The sequence below is a fragment of the Salmonella sp. 2020_1395 genome, assembly GCF_043848115.1.
Taxonomy (GTDB): Bacteria; Pseudomonadota; Gammaproteobacteria; order Enterobacterales; family Enterobacteriaceae; genus Salmonella; species Salmonella enterica.
Map to the genome: position 1 here is coordinate 231,156 of NZ_JBCMFH010000002.1, position 19,173 is coordinate 250,328.

Below are 19,173 nucleotides of genomic sequence, written 5' to 3' on the forward strand. Positions count from 1 at the left end.
GTAGGGTAGTTCAGGGTTAGCGCCAGGCGTTAAACCAGCCAAGCCCGTCCTGCGTGGTATTCCGTGGTTGGTATTCGCAGCCTATCCAGCCGCGATAACCTACGTCATCGAACAGCCGGAACAGCCACGGGTAGTTGATCTCGCCATCATCCGGTTCATGTCTGTCCGGTAGCGAGGCGATTTGTACATGGGCATAGCGGCCCGCGTACTCGCGAATCAGGTGACTCAAATTGCCATCCACTTTTTGCGCATGGAAAGTGTCGAGCTGGATGAACACATTCGGGCGGTCAACCTCTTCTGCGATGCCCAGCGCCTGATATTGGCTGGAAAAGAGGTAGCCGGGTTTAACGCCAGGACTCAGCGCTTCGATCAAAATACGTTTATCGTGGGCGGCAAACCGGTCGGCGGCATAACGCAAATTATCGATAAACGTGGCGCGATAACGTGCGCCATCAGCGCCATCCGGCACGACGCCCGCCATGATGTGAACCTGCTCACATTCCAGCGCCAGAGCGTACTCCAGAGCCAGATCGATATCGGCGCGCGCGTCGTGTTCTCGCCCCGGTAGCGCGGCACGTCCCCACTCGCCCGCCGCGGTATCGCCCGCCGAAGTATTAAACAGCGCCAGCGTCAGATCATTACGCGACAGCTGGGCTTTAATCTCGCTGGCGGCAAAGCCGTAGGGGAACAGAAACTCAACGGCCTGAAAACCGGCTTCGGCAGCGGCGGCAAAACGCTCGATAAACGGCACTTCGGTAAACATCATCGACAAATTGGCGGCAAAACGCGGCATCGGGTTATCTCCTTAACTGCGCAATTTCTTCGGTGGTTAAATAACGAATCGGGCGTTCGCCAAGGATAAAAATCAGCTTTGCCGTCTCTTCCAGCTCCTCGGTATTATTAGCGGCTTCCTGCAAATTCTCCCCGCACACGACCGGCCCATGATTAGCCAGTAAAAAGGCCTGATGCCGGGCCGCCAGCGCAGCCAAATCGCGAGCAATTCGGTCATCCCCCGGGCGATAGTAGGGAACCAGCGGAATGTCTCCCATCCGCATCACCACATAGGGGGTAAACGGGCGAATCACATTTTGCGGGTCCAGCCCTTCGAGACAGGAAAGCGCCGTTGACCAGGTGCTGTGCAGATGAACCACGGCCTTGCAGCAAGGGTTATTGCGATACAACGCCAGATGAAAACGCACCTCTTTAGACGGTTTATCGCCGCTGAGCCATTCGCCCTGCGGGTCCACTTTGGATAGCCGCTGCGGGTCGAGATTACCCAGACACGAACCGGTGGGCGTCGCCAGAATATTGCCGTCCGGCAGTAACAGCGAGAGGTTGCCTGCCGAGCCGGTAGCATAGCCGCGCTGGAAAAACGAGGCGGCTATCCTGACCATCTCTTCTCGCAAAGCGTGCTCTTCTTTTGCCAGTGTCGTCATACCTGAAACTCCCTTTGAGCGCGGATGAAAAAGGATTCATCGCCAAAATTGCCTGACTTTAGCGCCAGCGAGACTGGCGCATGGAGCGCGTTGACCCACGGCACGCCGGGTGAAATGCACGGTCCGATGTGAAAACCGGTAATACCGAGGCTTTGCGTCACCACGCCCGAGGTTTCGCCGCCCGCCACAATAAACCGGGTGATACCGCCTTCCGCTAAGCGAGCGGCCAGCAGGGAAAAGAGCGCCTCTACCGCATGGCTGGCTTCGGTAGCGCCATATTGCTGCTGGATGGCGGCCAGCGCCTGCGTGGAGGCGGTGGCGCTAATCATTGGCGCCAGTTCGCTGTCCTGACTGAGCACCCACTGCGCCAGCGCTTCAGCGTAGGCCTCGCGCGTCTCGGATGACAGGCAGCGCGCCACGTCAACGTCGCGTGTGGGAGCATGTTGTCGATAGAAAGCCACCTGCTGATTCGTCATTTGCGAACAGGAACCGGAAAGCACCACCGCGCGACCGCTCAGCGGATAGCCTGCGGAACGGGCCTGAGAAACGCCGTGCTTCGCCCACTGACGCGCCAGCCCCATTGCCAGCCCGGAACCGCCGGTCACCAGCGGGACATCACGCAAAACCTCGCCCTGAATTTCCAGGTGTCGCTCATTGAGCGCGTCAAGTACCGCGTAGCGATATCCTTCCTGCTGTAAACGCGACAGCGCCGCACGGGTCGCGGCAACGCCTTCATCAAGCGTCTGAGCCGGAATAACGCCGCAGCGCCCTTGCGCCTGCGCTTCCATCAGACGCGGCAGGTAGCTGTCGGTCATCGGATTGATAGGGTGGTGGCGCATACCGGACTCCGCCAGCAAGTGGTTCATGACAAACAGATAGCCCTGATAAACCGTGCGTCCGTTAACCGGCAGCGCGGGAGAAATCACGGTAAATGAGGTATCCAGCGCCACCATCAGCGCGTCGGTGACCGGGCCGATATTGCCTTCGGCGGTACTATCGAAAGTCGAGCAATATTTGAAATAGACTTGCTGGCAGCCCTGTTTTTTTAGCCATACCAGCGCCGCCAGCGATTGTTTTATCGCCTCTTGCGCCGGGCATGAGCGGGTTTTCAGGCTGATAACCACCGCGTCGCATCCTTCCGGTTGCGTCCCGGTTGGAACATCATTGATCTGCACTGTCGGCATCCCGTTTTCGACCAGAAAACTGGCGATGTCAGTCGCGCCGGTAAAATCATCGGCAATGACGCCAATTTTTAACATGACGGCTCCTCAGGCGTGACGCCAGGCAGAGTAATCCCTGAGAAAATTTTGATCACAGCGCTGTCATCCTCTTTGCCATAACCGGCGTTACTGGCGCTGGTGAACATATTTAACGCCGTAGAGGCCAGCGGTAAGGGGAAGCGCAGCGCTTTCGCCGTGTCGGCAACCAGCCCCAAATCTTTGACAAAAATGTCGACGGCCGAACGCGGGGTATAGTCGCCGTCAACGACATGCTGCATACGGTTTTCAAACATCCAGGAGTTGCCGGCGGCATGGGTCACGACGTCATACATCACGTCCAGAGGAATACCGGCCCGCGCGGCCAGCGCCATCGCTTCGGCCGCCGCTGCAATATGCACGCCAGCCAGCAGTTGATGAATGATTTTGACGGTTGAGCCTGCGCCCGGCGTATCGCTGATGCGATAAACGTTGCTGGCAACGGCGTCCAGCACAGGCTTCAGGCGGGTAAACGCCGCCTCGCTCCCGGAGGCCATCACCGTCATTTCGCCCTGCGCCGCTTTTACCGCGCCGCCGGAAACCGGCGCATCCAGCATGTTAAGATTCAATGCCGTCAACGCCGCGGCGATCTCTTCCGCGTCGGCGCTTGAGATCGTGGACGAAACCATCACCGCGCTTCCGGGTTTCATCAGATGGGCGACGCCATCCTCACCGAATAACACCTGTCTGACCTGGGCGGCATTGACGACCAGAATGACTAACGCATCCACGACGCCGGCGAACTCCCTGGCGCTGGCGGCAGCCCCACAAGCCCCTTCAGCGAGAAGATTCGCGCACGCTTGCGGGTTAAGATCGGCCCCCCATGTGGAAAGCCCGGCGCGCAGGCATGAACGCGCAGCGCCCATTCCCATTGAGCCAAGCCCCACAATGCCGACATGAAAATCAGTTCCTGTTGTCATTATCACTCCATGTTAATTTACGTGATATTATGTTTTGTTATGTGAATATAGGCGTTTTTGTAAACAATTGCGGTGAGTTGTTTCACAAAAAATAACAAAATATGTTATTTTTTGTGAAGGCAATCCTCATAGAACTTCACACGCTGTGACGAGAAATCGCGTAAAATCGCGACAGGACTAAAGAAAGGAGCAGACGTTGATACCTACTGAGCGTCGACAAATCATTCTTGATATGGTGGCGGAGAAAGGCATCGTCAGTATCGCTGAACTGACCGAGCGCATGCATGTATCCCACATGACTATCCGCCGTGATTTACAAAAACTGGAGCAGCAAGGCGCGGTAATCCAGGTCTCTGGCGGCGTGCAATCATCGACTCGCGTGGCGCACGAACCCTCGCATCAGATCAAAACCGAACTGGCGACGCCGCAGAAAGCGGCGATTGGCAAACTGGCCGCCAGCCTGGTACAGCCAGAAAGCTGTATCTACCTTGATGCAGGTACTACCACGCTGGCGATCGCCAGGCAGCTGGTTACGATGAATAAACTTACGGTGGTAACGAATGATTTCGTTATCGCCGATTACCTGATGGACAATAGCGATTGCACAATTATTCACACTGGCGGGGCGGTATGCCGGGAAAACCGGTCGTGCGTCGGTGAAGCCGCGGCGACGCTTTTGCGCGGATTGATGATTGACCAGGCCTTTATTTCCGCCTCGTCCTGGAGCGTGCGCGGTATTTCAACGCCGGCAGAAGATAAAGTCACGGTGAAACGGGCCGTCGCCAGCGCCAGCCGCCAAAAAATTCTGGTGTGCGACGCGACTAAATACGGCCAGGTCGCGACGTGGCTGGCGTTACCGCTGGCGGAATTCAACCAAATCGTCACCGATGACGGCCTGCCGGAAAGCGCAATTCGGGCGCTGGCCAAAGTGGATATCTCACTGCTGATGGCCAAAAAATAGCAAAGCGGCGCAAGCCGCTTACGTCATCATCTTGCGTACCAGTTGCGTAAACTGTTCGCGTTCTTCAGCGCTCAGTCGCCCCAAAAACTCATCGTCAACGCGATCCCCCAGTGGTATCGCGGCGGCGAGCAACGTTTGGCCCTGAACGGTGAGATAGACAAAACGCCGACGTTTATCCAGCGGATCGTTTTCTCGCTTTACCAGCCCACGATTTTCCATCCGGCTTAACATCTCCGCCAGCGTCGCTTTAGTGCTGACCGCCGCTTCGGTCAGATCGACCTGTTCAATACCCGGATGTTCAGCAATAACGCGCATCACCGCATATTGAGGTTTGGTGAGCTCCGGTAGTTCATGCTGCCAGCGTGCGGTATGTTGCTGAAAAAGTTGGCGTAACAGATGAAACGCGGTGTTTCGTAACTCCATGAGCGCTCCGGATAAATTAACTTTTTCTATCATAACGACTTATGCACGGTTTTTTAATGACGAATGCTTTAGCTAAACGTGCGCAGGCGTCGGGAGCGATCTTGTCGCAAAGGCCGTGTGGGCGTATTTTGATCAAAATGTTCGTATACGAACGATATTTGAGGTAAGAAATGAGATTGATTGTGGGGATGACCGGTGCGACCGGCGCGCCGCTTGGCGTCGAGCTACTCCAGGCATTGCGGGCGATACCTGATGTTGAAACGCATCTGGTAATGTCAAAGTGGGCGAAAACCACTATTGAACTGGAGACGCCCTACACGCCCGCTGAGGTAGCCGCCCTGGCAGATTATTGTCATAGCCCGGCCGATCAGGCGGCGACCATTTCCTCCGGCTCATTTCGTACCGACGGCATGATTATTATCCCCTGCAGTATGAAAACACTGGCGGGGGTTCGCGCCGGCTATGCCGAGGGGCTGGTGGGACGCGCTGCCGATGTCGTGTTGAAAGAGGGTCGCAAGCTGGTGCTTGTGCCGCGGGAAATGCCGCTCAGCACGATTCATCTGGAAAACATGCTTGCGCTTTCTCGTATGGGGGTGGCGATAGTGCCACCCATGCCCGCGTTCTACAACCTGCCGCAAACCGTTGACGATATTATCCAGCACATCGTAGCGCGCGTTCTCGACCAGTTTGGTCTGGAGCATACGCGCGCGCGTCGCTGGCAAGGACTGCGACAGGCAGCAAATTTTTCACAGGAGAATGGATAATGGCATTTGATGATTTGCGCAGTTTTTTACATGCGCTGGATCAGCAGGGACAACTGCTGAAAATCAGCGAGGAAGTGAATGCGGAGCCGGATCTCGCCGCCGCTGCCAACGCAACGGGACGCATCGGCGATGGCGCGCCCGCGCTGTGGTTTGACAATATTCGTGGTTTTACCGACGCCCGCGTGGCGATGAATACCATCGGTTCCTGGCAGAACCATGCCATCTCACTGGGTTTGCCGCCTAACACGCCGGTTAAAAAACAGATCGATGAATTTATTCGCCGCTGGGACAATTTTCCGGTAGCGCCGGAACGACGGGCGAATCCGGGCTGGGCGGAAAATACCGTCGACGGCGACGCGATCAACCTGTTTGATATCCTGCCGCTGTTTCGTCTGAACGACGGCGACGGTGGATTCTATCTGGATAAAGCCTGTGTGGTATCACGCGATCCGCTCGATCCCGATAACTTCGGCAAGCAGAATGTCGGCATCTACCGTATGGAAGTTAAAGGCAAGCGTAAGCTGGGTCTGCAACCAGTGCCGATGCATGATATCGCATTGCACCTGCACAAAGCCGAAGAGCGTGGGGAAGATCTGCCGATTGCGATCACGCTGGGTAACGATCCGATCATTACCCTGATGGGCGCAACGCCGCTGAAATACGATCAGTCAGAGTATGAAATGGCAGGCGCGCTGCGTGAAAGCCCCTATCCTATCGCCACCGCGCCGTTGACCGGTTTTGATGTGCCGTGGGGATCTGAAGTCATTCTTGAAGGGGTCATCGAAAGCCGTAAACGTGAAATTGAAGGACCGTTCGGCGAATTTACCGGCCACTATTCCGGCGGTCGCAACATGACCGTGGTGCGTATCGATAAGGTCTCTTACCGCAGCAAACCCATTTTTGAATCGCTCTATTTAGGTATGCCGTGGACAGAAATCGACTACCTGATGGGGCCGGCGACCTGCGTGCCACTGTATCAACAGCTGAAAGCCGAATTTCCGGAAGTGCAGGCGGTAAACGCCATGTACACCCACGGCTTGCTGGCCATCATCTCGACCAAAAAACGCTACGGCGGCTTTGCCCGTGCGGTGGGCCTGCGAGCGATGACGACGCCGCACGGTCTGGGATATGTGAAGATGGTGATCATGGTCGATGAAGATGTCGATCCATTCAATCTGCCACAGGTGATGTGGGCGTTGTCGTCGAAAGTGAATCCGGCAGGCGATCTGGTACAGCTACCGAATATGTCCGTCCTGGAACTGGACCCGGGCTCAAGCCCGGCGGGGATTACCGACAAGCTGATCATTGACGCCACCACGCCGGTTGCGCCAGATAACCGTGGTCACTATAGCCAGCCGGTTGTTGATTTACCGGAAACTAAAGCCTGGGCTGAAAAGCTGACCGCCATGCTGGCCAACCGTAAATAAGGAGTAACCGATGATTTGTCCACGCTGTGCCGATGCACATATTGAACTCATGGCGACTTCGCCGGTAAAAGGAGTCTGGACGGTATATCAGTGTCAGCATTGTCTGTATACCTGGCGCGATACCGAACCGTTACGCCGTACCAGCCGCGAACACTATCCACAAGCGTTTCGCATGACGCAAAAAGATATTGATGACGCGCCAATGGTGCCGAGTATCCCGCCGCTGCTGGCAGAAGACAAACGGTAAAAAAAAGGCCAGTCTGTCGACTGGCCTTTTTTTGACAAGGGTACTTACTCGCGGAACAGCGCTTCGATATTCAGCCCCTGCGTCTGCAGAATTTCGCGCAGACGGCGCAGGCCTTCAACCTGAATCTGACGAACACGTTCACGCGTAAGACCGATTTCACGGCCTACATCTTCCAGTGTCGCAGCTTCATATCCCAGCAGACCGAAACGGCGCGCCAGCACTTCACGCTGTTTGGCGTTCAGTTCGAACAACCATTTGACGATGCTCTGTTTCATATCGTCATCTTGCGTGGTGTCTTCCGGACCGTTCTCTTTTTCATCGGCCAGGATGTCCAGCAACGCTTTTTCGGAATCACCGCCCAGCGGGGTGTCTACCGAGGTAATGCGCTCGTTGAGACGAAGCATACGGCTGACGTCATCAACCGGTTTATCCAGTTGCTCTGCAATTTCTTCCGCACTCGGTTCGTGGTCCAGTTTATGCGACAACTCACGTGCGGTGCGCAGGTATACGTTCAGCTCTTTAACAATGTGAATCGGCAAGCGAATCGTACGGGTTTGGTTCATAATCGCCCGTTCGATTGTCTGGCGAATCCACCAGGTTGCGTATGTTGAGAAGCGGAACCCGCGTTCCGGGTCAAACTTCTCGACTGCACGGATAAGCCCCAGGTTGCCCTCTTCAATCAGGTCCAGCAACGCCAGTCCACGATTGCCATAACGGCGGGCAATTTTTACCACCAGACGCAGGTTACTCTCAATCATGCGACGGCGAGAAGCGACATCTCCACGCAGTGCGCGACGCGCAAAATAGACTTCTTCTTCGGCTGTTAACAGTGGTGAATACCCAATCTCACCAAGGTAAAGCTGAGTCGCGTCCAACACACGCTGTGTGGCCCCTTGCGATAACAGCTCTTCTTCAGCCAGGTCGTTATCACTGGGTTCCTCTTCACTCAAGGCTTTTTCGTCAAAAGCCTCTACTCCGTTCTCATCAAATTCCGCGTCTTCATTTAAATCATGAACTTTCAGCGTATTCTGACTCATAAGGTGGCTCCTACCCGTGATCCCTTGACGGAACTAGCAAGTCAAAGCCTGGTTCCGCCGCTTTATCGCTGCGGTAAATAACGCAGCGGGTTTACGGATTTCCCCTTGTAACGAATTTCAAAATGCAAGCGTGTAGAGCTGGTGCCGGTGCTACCCATAGTAGCGATTTTTTGCCCCGCCTTAACTTCCTGTTGTTCCCGGACCAGCATCGTATCATTATGGGCGTAGGCACTCAGGTAATCATCGTTATGTTTGATGATAATAAGATTACCGTAACCACGCAGTGCGTTACCGGCATATACGACGCGCCCATCAGCGGTTGCGACGATAGCCTGTCCCTTACTGCCTGCAATGTCGATCCCTTTATTGCCCCCTTCGGAAGCGCCAAAGTTTTCGATCACTTTGCCATCCGTCGGCCAGCGCCATGCGGAAATCGGCGCGCTGGTTGACGTACTGCTTGCATTTGGTTCGGTCGTGCTTACCGTTGGTGCCGTTACAGGCGCTGTGACAACCGTCCCAGCAGGCTTGTTGTTTGGCAACATTTTGTTAGCACTTTGTTCACCTGAGCCCTCAGAATACGTAATTGTTGGTTGAGACGCAACTGCAACGGTGGAATTTTGTGCAGACCTGGTCACAACTCCTTGCTGTGCTGCATCCGCCTGGGTGATCGCATTTCCGCCAGTAATTGGCGTACCGGATGCGTTACCAACTTGCAAAGTTTGCCCTACATTCAGGCTATACGGGGCAGAAATACTGTTTCTCTGGGCCAGATCGCGGAAATCGTTCCCGGTAATCCAGGCGATGTAAAAAAGCGTATCACCCTTTTTCACGGTGTAAGTACTGCCACCCGTATAGCTACCTTTCGGAATATTCCCATACTGGCGATTGTATACGATTCGCCCATTTTCCATCTGCACGGGTTGTTCCGTGACCGGTTGAGTTTGCATGGGCTGCGTTACAGGACGCTGAACGGGTTGAATTTGCGGCGCTTGTTGCGGCGTTTGTTGCGTCGTCGCGCCCATTTTTGGCGGCGGTGTGATCAACATCCCGGAATTGGTATTTGATGACGACCCACTGTCCACAGACGTGACCGGCGCCGGAGGGTTTGACGAACTGGTACAACCTGCCAGCCATAGTGAAACCAGTGATAGTGCCGCAATGCGACTAACGGTGAATTTTGGGCTTCCCGCGCTCATTTATCCCCCAGGAAAAAATTTGGTTAACAACCAGTGACGTAAGAACCGTGCAACGCATTAAGTGAACACGGGAAAATGTGTTCACGATACGCTTAACCCACCGGGAATAACCAGGAAAACTCCAGGTATTCGTTTCGGCTTCATCAGGCGTAAGAGTGGGTGTTTGCAGGGCAAACTAGGCCAGCTCTCCCTTGACTAACGGGACGAAGCGAACGGCCTCCACGGTATCGATAATAAATTCGCCGCCCCGGCGACGCACGCGTTTCAAAAACTGCTGCTCATCGCCCACGGGCAAAACAAGAATGCCGCCTTCATCCAACTGTGCCATGAGCGCGGTAGGAATTTCCGGCGGCGCGGCCGTCACAATGATAGCGTCAAACGGCGCACGCGCCTGCCAGCCTTGCCAGCCATCGCCATGACGGGTAGAAACATTATGTAAATCGAGCTGCTTCAGGCGGCGGCGCGCCTGCCATTGCAGCCCCTTAATCCGCTCAACGGAGCAAACGTGATGCACCAGATGCGCCAGAATCGCCGTCTGATAGCCGGAACCGGTGCCAATTTCCAGCACCCTGGATTGCGGCGTCAGTTCGAGCAGTTCCGTCATTCGCGCCACCATATAGGGCTGCGAAATCGTCTGACCCTGGCCTATCGGCAAAGCGATATTTTCCCAGGCCTTATGTTCAAACGCTTCATCAATAAATTTCTCGCGCGGCACTGCGGCAAGCGCATTAAGCACCTGCTCATCTCTGATGCCCTGCGCGCGCAATTGTTCAAGAAGAGCCTGTACACGTCCACTTACCATTGCGTGCCAACTCCCACGCTGTCTAACCAGTCTGAAACCACATCATGCGCGCTGTGCGCGGTTAAATCCACATGCAACGGCGTGACGGAGACGTAGCCTTCATCCACCGCCGCGAAATCGGTATCCGGCCCGGCATCGTATTTATCGCCCGGCGGGCCAATCCAGTACAATGTATTACCGCGCGGATCTTCCTGCGGGATCACTTTATCCGCTGGATGGCGACTACCGCAGCGAGTCACGCGGATGCCTTTAACCTGCGCTAACGGTAGATCCGGGACATTCACGTTGAGAATACGCCCGGTACGCAACGGCTCCCGGCTTAACCCTCGCAAAAGCGCGCAAGTCACGGCCGCCGCCGTATCATAATGCTGATAGCCGTTAAGGGAGACCGCTAATGCCGGAAAGCCGAGATGACGACCTTCCATCGCCGCGGCGACAGTACCGGAATAGATCACATCATCGCCCAGATTCGGACCCGCGTTAATACCGGAAACGACAATATCCGGACGCGGACGCATTAAGGCATTAACGCCCAGATAGACGCAATCGGTCGGCGTCCCCATCTGTACGGCGATATCGCCATTATCAAAGGTAAAAGTACGAAGCGAAGATTCCAGCGTGAGGGAATTAGACGCGCCGCTGCGGTTACGATCCGGGGCTACGACCTGTACATCAGCAAACTCACGCAGCGCTTTCGCCAGCGTTTGTATACCGGGCGCGTGAACCCCGTCATCGTTACTCAGCAATATGCGCATAATCACCCATTGTGTTGATCAGTTCCCTTACTACGCTGGTGGCAAAACTGCCTGCGGGCAGCCAGAAACGTAACTCGACGGTAACGTCATCCCACCAGTTCCAGCTTAATTGTTGCGGATAAAGCAGCATCGCTCTGCGCGACGCCTCTACTTTTTCGCGCAGCAACAGCGATTGCAACACCGTTTCCTGGGCAATGGCATCTTGCTCAAACGCCAGCGCCGCACGCTGTGTTCCCCACTCTCCGCTGCCCGGCAACGACGCTGTAATCATCAGCTCTTTTTCGTCTACCCGGCGCTGCAATTCAGGCAGTTCTTCAGATGTCGCGACGAACCAGCTTCCACGCCCCGCTAATTGTAGCGCATCGCCGTCAACAACTTGATTAAAGTCTGGTTTCTTCAGCCGCTGGTGAACAATTTGATTAAACAACGCGCTACGCGCCGCCGACAACCAAAAACTGCGTTTATTGCGATCGCGCACCGGCGCGTTACTTTGCGCCCAGCGCAGCGCGCCCTGCAAGTTGCTGCCGCCAATGCCGAATCGCTGTGCGCCGAAATAGTTCGGCACGCCGCCATCGCGAATCGCCTGCAATCGTGTTTCGACATCGCGGCGATCGCTTATTTCACGCAACACCAGAGTAAAGGCATTGCCTTTCAGCGCGCCTAAACGCAGCTTACGCTTGTGACGCGCGTATTCCAGCACTTTACAACCTTCCAGCTGAAAGGCGCTGAAATCGGGCATCTCTTTCCCCGGCACGCGCGCGCACAGCCACTGCTCGGTAACGGCGTGTTTATCTTTTTGCCCGGCAAAGCTCACTTCGCGAGCGTGAATTTTCAGGAATTTCGCCAGCGCGTCAGCGACAAAACGGGTATTGCAACCGTTTTTCAAAATACGCAGCAAAATGTGCTCGCCTTCACCATCCGGCGTAAAGCCTAAATCTTCAACTACCACAAAATCTTCCGGATTCGCTTTCAGCAATCCGCTACCTTGTGGTTTTCCGTGCAGCCAGGTGAGATTGTCAAACTCTGTCATTTCGCCGCCTTCATCAGCAACGCGACCGCTTCGCAGGCAATGCCTTCTCCGCGTCCGGTAAATCCGAGCTTTTCCGTCGTCGTCGCCTTCACGTTAACGTCATCCATATGGCAGCCGAGATCTTCGGCGATAAAGACGCGCATTTGCGGAATATGCGGCAACATTTTCGGCGCCTGCGCAATAATGGTGACATCCACGTTGCCGAGGGTGTACCCCTTCGCCTGAATACGACGCCAGGCTTCACGCAGTAGTTCGCGGCTATCCGCTCCCTTAAATGCCGGATCGGTATCCGGGAAGAGCTTGCCGATATCGCCAAGCGCCGCCGCGCCCAGCAGCGCATCGGTCAGCGCATGTAACGCCACATCGCCATCGGAATGCGCCAATAGCCCTTTTTCATAAGGGATACGCACGCCGCCAATAATAATCGGCCCTTCTCCGCCAAACGCGTGTACGTCAAAACCGTGTCCAATTCGCATTATGCTTTCTCCTGGTGGATGGTTCGGGTCAGATAAAATTCCGCCAGCGCCAGATCTTCCGGACGGGTGACCTTGATGTTATCCGCGCGACCTTCTACCAGCGCCGGATGAAAACCACAATACTCCAGCGCTGACGCCTCGTCGGTGATGGTCGCGCCTTCATTCAGCGCACGCGTCAGACAATCGTGCAAGAGTTCGCGGGGGAAAAACTGCGGGGTGAGCGCGTGCCATAAATCGGCGCGCTCTACGGTATGGGCAATAGCGTTTTTCCCCGGTTCGCCGCGTTTCATGGTGTCGCGCACCGGACTGGCGAGAATACCGCCGACCCGGCTGTTTTCGCTGATGGCCAGTAACCGCGCAAGGTCATCCTGATGCAAACAGGGTCTTGCCGCGTCGTGCACCAGCACCCACTGCGCCTTTGCAACGGCCTGTAACCCGGCCAAAACGGAATCAGCGCGTTCGTTGCCGCCATCCACAACGGTGATTTGCGGATGATTCGCCAGCGGAAGTTGGGCAAAGCGATGATCGCCAAGGCTGATAGCAATAACAACGCGTGTCACCCGAGGATGCGCCAGCAGCGCATGAACTGAGTGCTCCAGAATGGTTTTATTACCGATTGAGAGATACTGCTTAGGACATTCTGTTTGCATTCGGCGGCCAAATCCGGCCGCCGGCACCACGGCGCAAACGTCCAATAAAGTGGCTGCCATGTTAAATCCCTGGATGGTTTATCGATGAGTTTGCCCCGCCGTTGCCGCGCGTTTTGAGGCGTCAGGCACCAGACGATAGAAGGTTTCGCCCGGTTTGGTCATGCTAAGTTCGTTGCGCGCGCGCTCCTCTATCGCTTCCTGGCCGCCATTGAGATCGTCAATTTCGGCAAAAAGCTGATCGTTACGCGCTTTAAGTTTGGCGTTTGTCGCCTGCTGCGCGACCACATCATCGTTGACGCGGCTATAGTCATGTATGCCGTTCTTACCGAACCACAGCGAGTACTGTAGCCAGACCAGTAAAGCCAGCAACAGCAGCGTTAGTTTACCCATCCTGCCCCCTGAAAAACGGCATCATCATCCCATAACGTCCTCTGTGACTCCACATTCAGGACGGGATTGCCGCGACAACGCCGGCAAATGTACCACATTTGCCGGATGTTACGTATACCCGAGTAAGGAGAACATAATCTCATTGTTGGTTACGGTTTGAATTATGACCGGAGGCGCAGTGATAACCCGTCTACCCTAATAGCCATATGAATAACGCGCCGAACAGCGCGCCTACGGCCAGTAGAGTAAACATGATGCTAAAAAGTATTTTGCCCTTTACCAGCAGATGCAACGCAATGCCGATAATCACCGATACCGGCATTAACGCGAGGAAAAAGGGCCAGGTATAGAGGAAAAAAAACAGCGTGTTAGGGCCATAAAGCAGAAAAGGGATCCCCAACGCCAGCAGCCATGACACAAAGCCGACCACCGCCCCCGGAAATGCACTGGTGGCGTCATCGTCGACCATGAAGGCGTCTGACCTTGTGAAAGTAATGTTATGGCTATTACGCATATTAAATCCTGTAACCTTGACCATACCGGGCATACAAGCCCGGTGGTGTCTCAGGATCTGATAATATCGCGCCGTCTCAGCAGGTCTAATAATTGGGAAACCAAATTTGTTACTAATTGTTCACCATTAAGATGAACCTGTGGCGAGTCAGGCGCTTCGTAAATGGCGTCGATACCGGTAAAGTTACGCAACTCGCCCGCGCGCGCTTTTTTATACAATCCTTTAGGATCGCGCTGTTCACAGATAGCCAGCGGCGTATTGACATAAATCTCGATAAAACGATCGTGGCCGACGCGCTCTTTTACCAGTTGCCGCTCGGCGCGGTGCGGAGAAATAAATGCCGTCAAAACAATCAGGCCGGCGTCCGCCATCAGACTGGCCACTTCGCCTACCCGCCGGATATTTTCCTGGCGATCGGCATCGCTAAAACCTAAATCACGGCACAAACCGTGGCGCACATTATCGCCATCCAACAGGTAGGTACTGACGCCACGCTGATGTAACGCCTCTTCCAGCGCGCCAGCCACCGTTGATTTTCCCGAACCGGAGAGTCCGGTAAACCACAGCACCACGCCACGGTGGCCGTGGAGCTGTTCACGGGCGGCGACAGTAACGGGATGAGAGTGCCAGACCACGTTCTCATCATGCAGCGCCATGTTTATCTCCCAGCAAATCGCGGGCGTCCCAGTGCGGAAAATGACGGCGTACCAGCGCATTCAGCTCCAGCTCAAACGCACTGTATTCCACGGGCGGCGTCGCTCCGCGTTCGTCCAGTTCCCGCACCATGCCAGCGCCCACGGTAACGTTAGAAAGCCGGTCGATAAAAATCAGTCCGCCCGTCACCGGATTTTGCTGATAAATATCCAGCGCGAGCGGCTCATCGAATGTCATCTCTACCAGACCAATACCGTTTAACGGCAGGCTCTCGACGTCTCGTTGGGTCAGATTGTTGATATCAATCTGATAGCGAATAGCCTCGATACGCGCGCGGGTTTTCTTACCCGCGAGTTTAACGTCGTAGCTTTGGCCCGGCGCCAGCGGCTGTTCCGCCATCCATACCACGTCGATCGCGGCGTGCCGCGCAGGTGCCAGCGTCTCGTTTGCCGCCAGCAGCAGATCGCCGCGGCTAATATCAATGTCGTCGTTGAGTACCAGGGTAATGGCTTCGCCCGCACAGGCTTCTTCTTTATCGCCATCAAAAGTGACGATACGCGCCACGCTGGATTCCACGCCAGACGGCAGCACTTTAATGCGCTCTCCGACTTTGACGCTACCAGACGCCAGAGTGCCGGCATACCCCCGAAAATCAAGATTCGGGCGATTGACGTATTGTACCGGAAAGCGCATCGGCTGACGGTCTACCGCACGCTGTATGTCTACCGTTTCCAGGACTTCCAGCAGCGTCGGACCGCTGTACCAGCGCATATTCGCGCTCTGCGCGGCGACATTATCCCCTTCCAGCGCCGAAAGCGGGACAAAGCGAATATCCAGATCGCCCGGCAACTGTTCAGCAAAGGTCAGATAATCTTCACGAATACGGGCGAAGGTCTCTTCGCGGTAGTCAACGAGATCCATTTTGTTGATTGCCACCACCAGGTGTTTGATCCCCAACAGAGTGGAGATAAAGCTATGGCGACGCGTCTGATCCAGCACGCCTTTACGCGCGTCGATCAGTAGGATCGCCAGATCGCAGGTGGACGCCCCGGTCGCCATATTACGGGTATATTGTTCATGGCCCGGCGTGTCGGCGATAATAAATTTTCGTTTTTCCGTGGAGAAATAGCGGTACGCGACGTCAATAGTAATGCCCTGCTCACGCTCGGCCTGTAGCCCATCTACCAGCAGCGCCAGATCGAGTTTTTCTCCCTGCGTGCCATGACGTTTACTGTCATTATGCAGAGAAGAGAGCTGATCTTCATAAATTTGCAGGGTATCGTGCAGCAAACGACCTATCAGCGTACTTTTACCGTCATCAACGCTGCCACAGGTTAAAAAACGCAGCAGGCTTTTGTGTTGTTGGGCCATCATCCAGGCTTCGACGCCGCCTTCATTGGCGATTTGTTGTGCAAGTATGGTGTTCATGGCGGCTCCTTAGAAATACCCCTGACGTTTTTTAAGCTCCATCGACCCCGCCTGATCGCGGTCAATCATCCTCCCCTGGCGCTCGCTGGTGGTAGAAACCAGCATCTCTTCGATAATTTCCGGCAGCGTTTGCGCGTGGGATTCCACCGCCCCGGTGAGCGGCCAACAGCCAAGTGTACGGAAGCGCACCATCCTTTTTTTGATGACTTCGCCAGGCTGGAGATCGATACGATCGTCATCCACCATCATCAACATGCCGTCACGTTCCAGAACCGGGCGTTCAGCAGCCAAATACAGCGGCACGATGTCGATGTTTTCCAGCCAGATGTATTGCCAGATATCCTGCTCTGTCCAGTTGGAGAGCGGGAAGACGCGTATACTTTCGCCTTTATTAATCTGACCGTTATAGTTACGCCACAACTCTGGCCGCTGATTTTTCGGGTCCCAGCGATGGAAACGGTCACGAAAGGAGTAAATACGTTCTTTCGCGCGGGATTTTTCCTCATCGCGCCGTGCGCCGCCGAACGCGGCATCAAAACCGTACTTATTCAGCGCCTGCTTTAACCCTTCGGTTTTCATAATGTCGGTGTGTTTAGCGCTACCGTGAACGAACGGATTGATGCCCATCGCCACGCCTTCCGGATTTTTATGTACCAGCAATTCGCAGCCGTATGCGTTGGCGGTACGATCGCGAAAGGCGTACATCTCACGGAATTTCCAACCGGTATCAACGTGCAATAGCGGGAACGGCAACGTACCCGGATAAAACGCCTTACGCGCCAGATGCAGCATGACGCTGGAGTCTTTACCAATGGAGTACAGCATGACCGGATTAGCGAATTCCGCTGCCACTTCACGGATAATGTGGATACTTTCCGCCTCCAGTTGCCGCAGGTGGGTGAGTCGTTTTTGATCCATAACCGTTCCTTTGCAATACCGTTTTTTGCTAAACATTTCGATTACACGACTATAGGGAGCGCAGGAGAGTGAATGAAATGACGAATTGGAATGAGTAGTTCCTCAAAGGAATAACGCGGCCCAAAAACCAATATCAAAAAATGCTTAACGTACCGGATTGCCAGCATTTAGGAGCAAATGAAATTGTATTAACACGATCGCGGTTTCATACTAGCCACGTAAAATTTTGTTCTGTATTTAAGGACTCATTATGTTTTCCGCAACGCGCCGCTTTGCCGTCATTCTGGCGCTCGGCGTAGGCTTTATCCTTCCTGCACAAGCAGCATCACCAGGGCCTGGTGAAATAGCGAATACTCAGGCACGACATATCGCCACCTTTTTTCCCGGGAGAATGACGGGCTCCCCCGCCGAGATGTTGTCTGCCGATTATTTACGCCAACAATTTACCCAGATGGGATACCAAAGCGATATTCGAACGTTTAATAGCCGATTTATTTATACCACGAAGGATAATCGCAAAAACTGGCATAACGTGACGGGCAGTACGGTCATCGCCGCCCATGAAGGGCGCGTGCCGCAGCAGATCATCATTATGGCGCATCTGGATACCTACGCTCCGCAGAGCGACGCTGATGTCGATGCCAATCTGGGCGGTTTAACGTTACAGGGAATGGATGATAATGCCGCGGGATTAGGCGTTATGCTGGAACTGGCGGCGCGTCTGAAAGATATACCGACCCATTATGGGATTCGTTTTATCGCCACCAGCGGGGAAGAAGAGGGAAAGCTAGGCGCGGAAAATTTACTCAAACGAATGAGTGACGCTGAGAAGAAAAATACGCTGCTGGTCATTAATCTCGATAACCTGATTGTTGGCGACAAGCTCTATTTTAATAGCGGGAAAAATACGCCTGAAGCGGTGCGTACACTGACCCGCGATCGGGCATTAGCGATTGCGCGCCGTTATGGTATCGCCGCCAACACCAATCCGGGACGCAATCCATCCTACCCCAAAGGAACGGGTTGCTGTAATGATGCGGAGGTTTTCGATAAAGCGGGAATATCGGTGCTTTCTGTTGAGGCGACGAACTGGAACCTGGGTAAAAAAGACGGATACCAGCAACGTGTGAAAAATGCATCCTTCCCGAACGGCAATAGCTGGCACGACGTACGGCTTGATAATCAACAGCATATTGACAAGGCGCTGCCAGGGCGGATTGAGCGCCGTAGCCGCGATGTAGTGCGGATAATGCTGCCGTTGGTAAAAGAGCTGGCGAAGGCGGAAAAAACGTCCTGATATGCTGGTGAAACGTGTTTATCCCCGCTGACGCGGGGAACATTTTTCAGCCCTTGCCGACTGCGGAACGCCCCTCGGTTTATCCCCGCTGGCGCGGGGAACACATGGATGGCTCATATCCGGTTTCTGTTTCTGCCGGTTTATCCCCGCTGGCGCGGGGAACACGCGAAATAGTGGGGAAAAACCCCTGGTTAACCCGGTTTATCCCCGCTGGCGCGGGAAACACTAGGCCTTGATACCATCGCTCGCACCTCGTCACGGTTTATCCCCGCTGGCGCGGGGAACACATATTGATACTGTTCTCAAGCGCCGTTTTAGCCGGTTTATCCCCGCTGGCGCGGGGAACACTGGCGCCAGAAATATTCATGATCATCGGGATTCGGTTTATCCCCGCTGGCGCGGGGAACACTTCATATTCCAGAAAATGCCTGGGTGATGATCCGGTTTATCCCCGCTGGCGCGGGGAACACGTGGTATCTCCTGTCGACCTTGCCGTTAAAATCGGTTTATCCCCGCTGGCGCGGGGAACACTATAACTGGCGGGTTTTAGTGTCGTTATAAAACGGTTTATCCCCGCTGGCGCGGGGAACAC

Annotated in this window: 23 protein-coding genes and 1 CRISPR repeat array (1 of these 24 cut by a window edge); of the genes, 6 read left to right on the plus strand and 17 right to left on the minus strand. The window is 54.7% G+C overall.

Annotated features, from left to right (window positions below):
* Window positions 1–16 precede the first annotated feature (16 nt).
* Genes ACH0WD_RS03720 through ltnD form a run of 4 tightly spaced genes read right to left on the minus strand, consistent with a single transcriptional unit; the run spans window position 17 to window position 3,612 of the window.
* On the minus strand, window positions 17–793 hold the full coding sequence (locus ACH0WD_RS03720; protein WP_001136903.1) for an HPr family phosphocarrier protein: 777 nt from the start codon (window positions 791–793) through the stop codon (window positions 17–19).
* A gap of 4 nt (window positions 794–797) precedes the next feature.
* Window positions 798–1,436, minus strand: coding sequence for an aldolase (locus tag ACH0WD_RS03725; protein ID WP_000209068.1), 639 nt, complete (start codon window positions 1,434–1,436; stop codon window positions 798–800).
* Complete coding sequence (gene otnK / locus ACH0WD_RS03730) at window positions 1,433–2,695, minus strand: 3-oxo-tetronate kinase (protein ID WP_000912492.1); 1,263 nt, start codon at window positions 2,693–2,695, stop codon at window positions 1,433–1,435. Before otnK ends, ACH0WD_RS03725 begins: the two co-directional genes overlap by 4 nt.
* On the minus strand, window positions 2,689–3,612 hold the full coding sequence (ltnD, locus tag ACH0WD_RS03735) for an L-threonate dehydrogenase (RefSeq protein WP_000206947.1): 924 nt from the start codon (window positions 3,610–3,612) through the stop codon (window positions 2,689–2,691). The genes otnK and ltnD overlap by 7 nt, the downstream gene beginning before the upstream one ends.
* A 196-nt stretch (window positions 3,613–3,808) precedes the next feature.
* On the opposite strand from ltnD, the gene ygbI reads away from it, so the two are divergent.
* Window positions 3,809–4,573 carry a DNA-binding transcriptional repressor YgbI gene (gene ygbI / locus ACH0WD_RS03740; RefSeq protein WP_000613178.1) on the plus strand — a complete coding sequence of 255 codons (765 nt, stop codon included), beginning with the start codon at window positions 3,809–3,811 and terminating at the stop codon, window positions 4,571–4,573.
* An 18-nt stretch (window positions 4,574–4,591) separates the two neighbouring features.
* Here ygbI and ACH0WD_RS03745 read toward each other — a convergent pair whose 3' ends face one another.
* The gene (locus ACH0WD_RS03745) at window positions 4,592–4,996 is read right to left on the minus strand and encodes a MarR family winged helix-turn-helix transcriptional regulator (protein WP_000423338.1); all 405 of its coding nucleotides are present in this window, start codon (window positions 4,994–4,996) and stop codon (window positions 4,592–4,594) included.
* 170 nt (window positions 4,997–5,166) lie between these two features.
* Between ACH0WD_RS03745 and ACH0WD_RS03750 the strand changes: the two genes are divergently transcribed.
* From ACH0WD_RS03750 to ACH0WD_RS03760, 3 genes are read left to right on the plus strand one after another with little or no spacing between them, the layout of a single operon-like run.
* Window positions 5,167–5,760, plus strand: coding sequence for a non-oxidative hydroxyarylic acid decarboxylases subunit B (locus ACH0WD_RS03750; RefSeq protein WP_001237180.1), 594 nt, complete (start codon window positions 5,167–5,169; stop codon window positions 5,758–5,760).
* A complete protein-coding gene (locus tag ACH0WD_RS03755) occupies window positions 5,760–7,187 on the plus strand; it encodes a non-oxidative hydroxyarylic acid decarboxylases subunit C (protein WP_000863168.1) in 1,428 nt (475 codons plus the stop codon). The genes ACH0WD_RS03750 and ACH0WD_RS03755 overlap by 1 nt, the downstream gene beginning before the upstream one ends.
* A gap of 10 nt (window positions 7,188–7,197) precedes the next feature.
* Window positions 7,198–7,434 (plus strand): non-oxidative hydroxyarylic acid decarboxylases subunit D, encoded by a 237-nt coding sequence (locus ACH0WD_RS03760; protein ID WP_000562964.1) that lies wholly within the window; start codon window positions 7,198–7,200, stop codon window positions 7,432–7,434.
* Window positions 7,435–7,478: 44 nt separating this feature from the next.
* Here the strand turns inward: ACH0WD_RS03760 and rpoS are convergent, their stop codons facing one another.
* Window positions 7,479–8,471, minus strand: a complete 993-nt coding sequence (gene rpoS / locus ACH0WD_RS03765) for an RNA polymerase sigma factor RpoS (RefSeq protein WP_000081498.1) — start codon at window positions 8,469–8,471, stop codon at window positions 7,479–7,481.
* Between the two features lie 62 nt (window positions 8,472–8,533).
* On the minus strand, window positions 8,534–9,616 hold the full coding sequence (gene nlpD / locus ACH0WD_RS03770; RefSeq protein WP_223149274.1) for a murein hydrolase activator NlpD: 1,083 nt from the start codon (window positions 9,614–9,616) through the stop codon (window positions 8,534–8,536).
* Here nlpD and ACH0WD_RS03775 point away from each other — a divergent pair.
* Window positions 9,546–9,704, plus strand: a complete 159-nt coding sequence (locus tag ACH0WD_RS03775) for a peptidase (RefSeq protein ID WP_223148970.1) — start codon at window positions 9,546–9,548, stop codon at window positions 9,702–9,704. The genes nlpD and ACH0WD_RS03775 overlap by 71 nt on opposite strands.
* Window positions 9,705–9,842: 138 nt before the next feature.
* Here ACH0WD_RS03775 and ACH0WD_RS03780 read toward each other — a convergent pair whose 3' ends face one another.
* The 10 genes from ACH0WD_RS03780 to cysD all read right to left on the minus strand — a co-directional run bounded on the left by ACH0WD_RS03780 (window position 9,843) and on the right by cysD (window position 17,284).
* Window positions 9,843–10,469, minus strand: a complete 627-nt coding sequence (locus ACH0WD_RS03780) for a protein-L-isoaspartate(D-aspartate) O-methyltransferase (protein ID WP_000253545.1) — start codon at window positions 10,467–10,469, stop codon at window positions 9,843–9,845.
* Window positions 10,463–11,224, minus strand: coding sequence for a 5'/3'-nucleotidase SurE (gene surE / locus ACH0WD_RS03785; protein ID WP_001221538.1), 762 nt, complete (start codon window positions 11,222–11,224; stop codon window positions 10,463–10,465). Before surE ends, ACH0WD_RS03780 begins: the two co-directional genes overlap by 7 nt.
* Window positions 11,205–12,254 carry a tRNA pseudouridine(13) synthase TruD gene (gene truD, locus ACH0WD_RS03790; RefSeq protein ID WP_000134246.1) on the minus strand — a complete coding sequence of 350 codons (1,050 nt, stop codon included), beginning with the start codon at window positions 12,252–12,254 and terminating at the stop codon, window positions 11,205–11,207. Before truD ends, surE begins: the two co-directional genes overlap by 20 nt.
* Window positions 12,251–12,730, minus strand: a complete 480-nt coding sequence (gene ispF, locus ACH0WD_RS03795) for a 2-C-methyl-D-erythritol 2,4-cyclodiphosphate synthase (RefSeq protein ID WP_001219244.1) — start codon at window positions 12,728–12,730, stop codon at window positions 12,251–12,253. The genes truD and ispF overlap by 4 nt, the downstream gene beginning before the upstream one ends.
* Window positions 12,730–13,440 (minus strand): 2-C-methyl-D-erythritol 4-phosphate cytidylyltransferase, encoded by a 711-nt coding sequence (gene ispD / locus ACH0WD_RS03800; RefSeq protein ID WP_000741640.1) that lies wholly within the window; start codon window positions 13,438–13,440, stop codon window positions 12,730–12,732. The genes ispF and ispD overlap by 1 nt, the downstream gene beginning before the upstream one ends.
* An 18-nt stretch (window positions 13,441–13,458) precedes the next feature.
* Window positions 13,459–13,770: a cell division protein FtsB gene (gene ftsB, locus ACH0WD_RS03805; RefSeq protein WP_000517480.1), complete on the minus strand. Its 312-nt coding sequence runs from the start codon at window positions 13,768–13,770 to the stop codon at window positions 13,459–13,461.
* A 190-nt stretch (window positions 13,771–13,960) separates the two neighbouring features.
* A complete protein-coding gene (locus tag ACH0WD_RS03810; RefSeq protein ID WP_001537530.1) occupies window positions 13,961–14,284 on the minus strand; it encodes a DUF3561 family protein in 324 nt (107 codons plus the stop codon).
* A gap of 50 nt (window positions 14,285–14,334) precedes the next feature.
* Window positions 14,335–14,940: an adenylyl-sulfate kinase gene (gene cysC, locus ACH0WD_RS03815; RefSeq protein WP_001173663.1), complete on the minus strand. Its 606-nt coding sequence runs from the start codon at window positions 14,938–14,940 to the stop codon at window positions 14,335–14,337.
* Complete coding sequence (cysN, locus tag ACH0WD_RS03820; RefSeq protein ID WP_001092269.1) at window positions 14,927–16,366, minus strand: sulfate adenylyltransferase subunit CysN; 1,440 nt, start codon at window positions 16,364–16,366, stop codon at window positions 14,927–14,929. The genes cysC and cysN overlap by 14 nt, the downstream gene beginning before the upstream one ends.
* 9 nt (window positions 16,367–16,375) lie before the next feature.
* Complete coding sequence (gene cysD, locus ACH0WD_RS03825; protein WP_000372384.1) at window positions 16,376–17,284, minus strand: sulfate adenylyltransferase subunit CysD; 909 nt, start codon at window positions 17,282–17,284, stop codon at window positions 16,376–16,378.
* A gap of 250 nt (window positions 17,285–17,534) precedes the next feature.
* On the opposite strand from cysD, the gene ACH0WD_RS03830 reads away from it, so the two are divergent.
* Entirely contained in the window at window positions 17,535–18,581 is a 1,047-nt protein-coding gene (locus ACH0WD_RS03830; RefSeq protein WP_000490481.1) for an aminopeptidase, read from the plus strand.
* Window positions 18,582–18,595: 14 nt separating this feature from the next.
* Window positions 18,596–19,173: a CRISPR direct-repeat array (repeat unit 29 nt; unit sequence CGGTTTATCCCCGCTGGCGCGGGGAACAC); it runs 549 nt beyond the window's last position.